Consider the following 6,224-nt stretch of genomic DNA (forward strand, 5'->3'; position numbering starts at 1 on the left):
TACTTAAAAATTTTAAAATTTTACGATTCAGCCTATTTTTTGATAACTCGCAGCTTAAAATTTTACGGATTTGCCCTTGTATTTTTACTGCTATGGATATTTTTAGGAATACGAAAAGCCGCTTTAATAACCGCAATTACTGGCGTTTGCGCATTTTTTACGATTGGCGTTTTTGCCGTTTTTAGCAACGTAAATATATTCGTGATTTTCGGTACGATACTAGTTAGCGCTGTCGGAGTCGATTATTTGCTACTCGCCCTAAAAGACGCGCCTGCGCGCGGTAAAATTTTAGGCGTTAGCTTGGCGGCCGGTACGAGCATAATCTCTTTTTTAGCGCTTGCGATTAGTCAAACGCATGCCGTTTTTAGTTTCGGAAGCAGCGTAGATTTGGGCGTGGCGCTAAATATGGTATGCGCGTTTTGGCTGGCCGCTAGGCCGAATTTTAAGCAAGTTGAGCCGAATTAAGAGTTCGTTTATCCTATTAGCCTATAATCGCGTCTCATTTTAAAGAAAGGAAAAGATATGGCATCTGTAAAATTTCAGGGAAATCTCGTAAATTTAAGCGGAAATTCCGTAAACGTAGGCGATCAAGCGCCGGTAGTCGCGGTAACCGGCGCCGATTTAAGCGGTATTCAAATCGGCGGCGAACAGGGAAGAGCGCAAATCATAGTAGTCGTCCCCTCCCTTGATACGGGCGTGTGTGCGGCGAGCGCTAGGAAATTTAACGAGGCTACGACCGGCATAGAAAATGCGGAAGTAGTCGTAGTTTCGATGGATCTGCCGTTTGCTATGGGCAGATTTTGCGCGACCGAAGGCATTAAAAATTTACGCGTCGGCAGCGATTTTAGAAACAAAGAATTCGCGCGCGCTTACGGCGTATTGATCGCGGACGGCGCGCTTGCGGGGCTTACGGCTCGCGCAGTATTCGTAATCGACGTTAGCGGCGCGGTAGTTTATAAGGAGATCGTGGAAGAAATCACGAACGAGCCTAACTACGAAGCGGCGTTAAACGCGGCAAAAGGCGCTAGCCAGACTTGCTGCGGCAGTTGACACTAAAATCTAGGTTTGCGGCGCAAACAAACTTCCGGCTCCGCGGTCGCGGAGCTTAATTTTATCCCCTATCCTTGCTAAAAATCAACGCGAAAGCTTAACTTTATCGTTATAATCTGCTAAAAATTTAGGACGTAAAATGAACGATAAAAATGAAAATTTAAGCGCTCTGCAAGCGTTAAACGGCGCGGGAAACTTTAATTCCGCCGCCGGCGATAAAAAAATTTTAAATTTTAGCGCGACTAGACCTTCGCCCGCCGCGCAAAATGCACAAAGTAGCGTAAATACGAATTTAAAATTTAGCCCCGTAGCGCCCGGCGATCAGACTCAAAGCTCCGCGCAAAATAAAGAAGACGGCGCCAAACAAAGCTCTTGCGAATGTGTGATAAAAGCTAAATTTAGCGCTTGGTTTAGTAGATTTTGCGCACAGCCCCATCAGAGTTTTTTCGCTAACGGTATTTTACTACTCATCGCCTACGCTACGCTGCTCTGCGGCGCTTTTGCGGGTTGGATAGACGTCGGCTCGCCTCTTCTTGAATATCATGCCTACGCCTTTGTTTTCGTGATTTTTATACAGTTTTTCTTGGGGTTTTTATTCGTCGTTTTTCCTAAATTTTTGGTGCAAGCCCCGATTGCGCAGGACGTTTATATGAAGCAGTTTTGGCTTTACTTTACGGCGTCCTGGGGAATGCTTGCGGCGTTTTTAACGGATGCGTACGCAAGCGCGCACGCATTTATGGGGTTAAATTTTGCGGCTCAAATTTTAAGTTTCGGGCTGCTTCTTGGCATCCATAAACGCTCGATCATCAAGGATAAACACGATACGAAATGGGTGCTAATCGGGCTATTTTCGGGGCTTGCGGCGCATGCGGCGTTTTTGCTCGCGCCTATGTTTAGCTTTACTAGCGGACTTGCGGAAGTCGCGGTAAAAGCGGGTTTTTGGCTATTTCTATTCGTCGTATTTTTATCGATTTCTCAGCGCATGATCCCGTTTTTTACCTCCGTTAAAGTCGCGGGCTATAAGATAAATAAAAGTAAAAATTTTATGCTAAAAGCCTACGCGCTGCTGCTTTTAAAGACGCTAGCGGGGTTTGCCGCCGCCCAGCTCGTAGCCGATGCGTTGCTTTTTGCGCTATTTGCGTACGAAATTCGGCGTTGGCGATTGCCTTTTATGCGCGCTAGCTCCATTTTGTGGGTATTATATTTGGGGCTTTGGTGGCTGCCGATCTCGTTTTTATTAGGCGTCATATCCGATATATGCGCGCTTGCGGGAGCAAATTTCGTCTTTGAAGAGACGCCGCTTCACGCCGTAGCGCTCGGATATTTCTTTACTATTTTAGTCGGCTTCGGTACTCGCGTGACGCTCGGGCATTCGGGCAGGGCGATAGAGGCGGACGCTTTTGCGACGACGATTTTTATTCTAACGCAGGCGGTCGTTTTAGTTCGCCTAATCGCGGGCGTTTCGCTAAATTTCGGGCTTAATTATTCGCTTCTAATCGCCGTAAGCGCCGCTGTTTTAGTCGTCGCGCTGATAGCGTGGGGAGCGAGATATTTGCCGATGCTAATTAAAGGGTTTAAGCTTTAAAATTTGACTACGGCGCGTCGTTTTGCGAGCGCTTTGATGTGAAAACTCGCCTACTTTTAGTAGAGCTTGCGAGTTAGGTGGCGGCAAGCTCGCGGAGGCGTAAAATTATAGGCTCTAAACGAGTTTAAATTTATAATTGAGCGCGTAAAATCTTATCAAAGGTAAAAGGTAAGCCGAAATTTCGCGCCGATGAGGCCGAGTGTTTTACTTTAAACTTGCCGATAGTCGCGCAAAAACGCAAATAATGGCCGAAATAAGCGACGGCCGTATGTGCTCCGCCGCTTAAATTTCGTTTTTTACATTATCCACTTTACTACGTCGCTCGTTTCGCGGCGGTATTTTTTAGGCTGCGCATTTAAGCGGTAACCAAATGGAACTACGATGGCTACGCGCTGTTTAGTTTCATCAAGCCCTAAAATTTTATTTAACGCGCCTCTATCAAACCCCTCGATAGGGCAGCTGTCGATTCCTAGCGACGCGGCGGCGTTCATCATATTGGTGGCTGCGATCATGCACTGCTCGTGCGACCACTGAAACGTAAGCTCGTCGTCGTTTTTGAAATTCGCCGTCAAAAAGTCGCGGTAAAATTTAGCTCTATCGCCGATCATTTCGGGTGCCGCGTCGGTATGGCGCGCGATCATCCGGGCTATATATCCGCTGTCTGGTTTAATCTCGGCGATCTTGCCTAAGATTACGACTAAATGCGAGCACGTCGTAATTTGCGGCTGGTTCCACGATACTTCGCGGATCTTTTGGCGAAGAATCGGATTTTGCACGACTAAAAAATCCCATTGTTCAAGTCCCGTAGAGCTCGGACTTAGTCTGCCCGCTTCTAAAATAAAATCAAACTCGCCGGCGCTAATTCTTTTCGTTTCGTCGAAAATTTTGCACGCATGGCGAAATTTTAGTATTTCTAGGTAGTTCATTTTTATCCTTCGTATTGATTTTTGACGCGCCCGTTAAGGCTGCACGGTTATTTCGTAGGTTCGTAAGGCGCGGTTTCAAAGCCTTTTTTAATTAACTCGCTCATACCGCCGTCAAGGCTCGTTACGTCACGCTCGTCGCTATCTATGAGCTGGGCTGCATGCATACTTCTACGGCCGCTTCGACATACGAAAGCTACCGGTTTAGTTAGGTCTACGCCCGCTTCTTTTAGCGCCTCTTGAAATTTTTGCTCGTCGTCGATTAGGGTGACTAATTTTGCGCCCTTAATAACGCCCGTTTCTTGCCATTCGGCGGGGGTTCGCACGTCTATGATTTGAGCGTTTCCGTCTTCTAGCGTCTTGATATTTTCGGGGGTTGCGCCAAGAGTTGCGATCTTGGCAAATGCCGAGCTTGCGCAAAATGCGGCGCAAAGCGCGATTTTAGTAGGTATATTCATCGGTTCGTCCTTTTGGTTAAAATGAAACGAAATTGTATCGCTAAAATTTAAACGTTACGGACGATCTTTGATTAAATTTTGTAAATTCGCGCTAATGTTTTCTGGAAGTAAGTTTGAAATTTCGCTAAAAAAGTTGCCGTCTTTGTCAAGTAAGTAGATCGACGAGCTGTGCGCGACCGAGTAACCCATTAATGAGTCTTTTAGTTCTACTTTTTGAAATTTTACACCGTAGTTTGCGGCTACTTGCTTTAAATTTTTAAGCTTTAAACCGGTTGCGTTTTCGTAGAAATTTTTAGCCATAAGCGTTAAATTTTCGGGCGTATCGCGCTCTGGATCAAGGGTTATGAAAATCAGCTCGAAATCGTCCCTTTTTAGCGGTTTTAGCGCGTTTTCGATCAGAGATAAGGTGGTCGGACAGACGTCGGGGCAGTAAAGATAACCGAAATATACCACCTTATACTTGCCTTTAAAGTCCTTCAAGCTTACGGTGGCGTTTGCCTCGTTTATCGCGGTAAAGTCGTATTTGTTCATGGCCGCGAAACCGCCGCCATAATGCTTAAATGCTAAAAACGCGCCGCCGCCCGCTACTAAAACAAAAATTAAAACGGCTAAAAATTTCTTCATTTCCCCCGCCTAAATTTTAAGGTCGAAATCTACGTAAAGACCCGTTTTCCTGCCTTCGTCGAGCACCTCGAAACGGTATCTCATCACGTCTATCACGCACGAGCTTAGCACCATCTTGCCCTCGTATCCGTCTTGCGTCTTTTCAAGCGCTACTTTTATCGTGCCCATGTCCATATTTAGCCCGTGCGCCTCGACGCTAGGGTTTTTAAAATTTAAGCCTTGCATGCTTGAAATTTTGAGGCTTACCGGCTGCATCGCTCGCACCGGACGCGGAGTGAGCTCGAAAGCGACGCTAACTCCTTTAAACTCGGCGTTGCACTCGCCCGCGTTTAGGTCGCACGGCAGAGGTTCTAGTGTAGAGTTTATCTGCGCGAACTGCGGCGGATCGTCGCTGCTTACTACAAAAAATCTATATAGCGCGTAGTAAAGCCCCGAAAGCACCGCAAAGAACGCAAGCGCGGTCGCGAGTTTCTTCATTATTTAAAATTTTCGGTTACGTTAATATTGTCTAGCGTAATCGTTTCGCCGTTGCTAAATTTCATCCACAAATCGACTTTATCGCCCTCTTTAAGCGGTTTGTTTAGCTCCATCAACATGACGTGAAGGCCTCCCGGTACTAGCTTAGTCTCGCCTTTTTTAGCGATTTCGATGTCCGGTACTTGCACCATAGACTTCATTCCGTTTTCGTGCTTGTGAGTATGCATCTCCGTGCTTTTGCAGACGCTGGATTTTACTTCGATTAGCTTCACGTCGGCGTCGGAGTTGTTTTTTATATTCATAAAAATGGCGCTGTTGTTTGCGCCGGGTTTGCTAGTCCTCGCGCGAACGTTATCAACGTTAACGTCTGCCGCAAATAGGCTTGAAGCGCCTAAAATAGCCGCCAAAGAAGCGGTAGCTAGAATTTTTTTCATAATAAGACCTCCGTAATTTTGATATGGGATATTAATTATCCGAATTATACACCGATACTGGCTAAAATTTGGCTGAAAGCGGGCGAAAAAATAATTTTTTTGGCTATAATTACACACTTCATACTTTAAATTTACAAGGCAAAATTTGAGAAAAATATCGATTTTATCGGTGCTTTTGGTGCTTTTTAGCTTTTGCGCGGCGGCAAACGCAAGCAATGAATTAAGCAAAGATTATTGGTTAAAAAAGCTAGAAAATTTCGATTTAAAATACGGCTATTACGATAACGATACGATTTTGGTCGTCGTAGATAAAGAGGCTAAAAATTTACGCGCTTTTTCGTATAAAAACGGCGCGTTAAGCGAGGTTTTTAATACGCCCGTAATCATCGGCAAGACGGGAGAAAAGCTAGTCGAGGGCGATCTAAAAACGCCCGTAGGCGTCTACCAACTAACGCGCAGATTTACGCCTAGCGATCGCTATTTAGGACCGCTTGCCTTCGCGCTTTCGTATCCGAATTTACTCGACCGCCTAGCCAAGCGAAACGGCGGAGGCATCTGGATACACGGCTATCCGCTAGACGGCGGCAGGACGGACGAGCTAAAAACGAAAGGCTGCGTGGCGATGCAAAACGATACACTTTTAAAATTCGACGAGGTGATCGACCATAAAAAG

At 45.9% G+C, this 6,224-nt stretch carries 8 protein-coding genes and 1 pseudogene; 4 read left to right on the forward strand and 5 right to left on the reverse strand.

Translation table 11 applies throughout. The features are described 5' to 3' along the window. From QZ147_RS07865 to QZ147_RS07875, 3 genes and pseudogenes are all read left to right on the forward strand, one after another. Positions 1-465, forward strand: a pseudogene (locus QZ147_RS07865) (hypothetical protein); the annotation flags it as partial. Positions 466-522: 57 nt separating this feature from the next. After that, positions 523-1,050 carry a thiol peroxidase Prx-SUH gene (gene prx-suh / locus QZ147_RS07870; RefSeq protein WP_295148999.1) on the forward strand — a complete coding sequence of 176 codons (528 nt, stop codon included), beginning with the start codon at positions 523-525 and terminating at the stop codon, positions 1,048-1,050. Positions 1,051-1,189: 139 nt separating this feature from the next. Then, positions 1,190-2,635, forward strand: coding sequence for an NnrS family protein (locus QZ147_RS07875; protein ID WP_295149002.1), 1,446 nt, complete (start codon positions 1,190-1,192; stop codon positions 2,633-2,635). A 296-nt stretch (positions 2,636-2,931) separates the two neighbouring features. Here the strand turns inward: QZ147_RS07875 and QZ147_RS07880 are convergent, their stop codons facing one another. From QZ147_RS07880 to QZ147_RS07900, 5 genes are read right to left on the reverse strand one after another with little or no spacing between them, the layout of a single operon-like run. After that, a complete protein-coding gene (locus QZ147_RS07880; protein WP_295149005.1) occupies positions 2,932-3,561 on the reverse strand; it encodes an NAD(P)H-dependent oxidoreductase in 630 nt (209 codons plus the stop codon). A gap of 47 nt (positions 3,562-3,608) precedes the next feature. Beyond that, positions 3,609-4,016 (reverse strand): rhodanese-like domain-containing protein, encoded by a 408-nt coding sequence (locus QZ147_RS07885; RefSeq protein WP_295149008.1) that lies wholly within the window; start codon positions 4,014-4,016, stop codon positions 3,609-3,611. A 54-nt stretch (positions 4,017-4,070) separates the two neighbouring features. Beyond that, entirely contained in the window at positions 4,071-4,640 is a 570-nt protein-coding gene (locus QZ147_RS07890) for an SCO family protein (RefSeq protein WP_295149010.1), read from the reverse strand. A 9-nt stretch (positions 4,641-4,649) separates the two neighbouring features. Continuing rightward, positions 4,650-5,117, reverse strand: a complete 468-nt coding sequence (locus QZ147_RS07895) for a hypothetical protein (protein WP_295149012.1) — start codon at positions 5,115-5,117, stop codon at positions 4,650-4,652. Beyond that, positions 5,117-5,551, reverse strand: coding sequence for a copper chaperone PCu(A)C (locus QZ147_RS07900; RefSeq protein ID WP_295149015.1), 435 nt, complete (start codon positions 5,549-5,551; stop codon positions 5,117-5,119). Before QZ147_RS07900 ends, QZ147_RS07895 begins: the two co-directional genes overlap by 1 nt. Positions 5,552-5,696: 145 nt before the next feature. Between QZ147_RS07900 and QZ147_RS07905 the strand changes: the two genes are divergently transcribed. Then, on the forward strand, positions 5,697-6,224 hold a 528-nt coding region (locus QZ147_RS07905; protein ID WP_295149018.1), incomplete at its 3' end, for a L,D-transpeptidase family protein.

Origin of the sequence: uncultured Campylobacter sp. (assembly GCF_905371695.1) — a bacterium.
Lineage (GTDB): Bacteria > Campylobacterota > Campylobacteria > Campylobacterales > Campylobacteraceae > Campylobacter_A.